The following is a 230-nucleotide window of genomic DNA, read 5'->3' on the forward strand; positions in this document are numbered from 1 at the left end:
GCTCTGGCGTTACCAGACCGGAGAGGACCTCGAGGAGCTTTCCAAGGCCAACCGTGTATTGACCGAGGAGGAGCTCCAGAAGATGAAGGAGGGCGGTGTCGTTGTCGTCGAGGGCGCCAAGCGTATCATCGACGAGATCGTTGCCCGTAAGAAGCTGAAGCAGTCTTACGAGTACGAGATCTCCTTCAAGGGCATGTCGTCCACAGAGAACATCTGGATGCCCCGTGATG

At 57.0% G+C, this 230-nt stretch carries 1 protein-coding gene; it reads left to right on the plus strand.

The genetic code is table 11. The annotated features are described in order from the left end of the window. Positions 1–230, plus strand: a 230-nt coding sequence (locus KMS84_RS40830) for a chromo domain-containing protein (RefSeq protein ID WP_256921700.1), incomplete at both ends; no start/stop codon positions are given.

The sequence above is a fragment of the Streptomyces hilarionis genome (assembly GCF_024539675.1).
GTDB lineage: Bacteria > Actinomycetota > Actinomycetes > Streptomycetales > Streptomycetaceae > Streptomyces > Streptomyces hilarionis.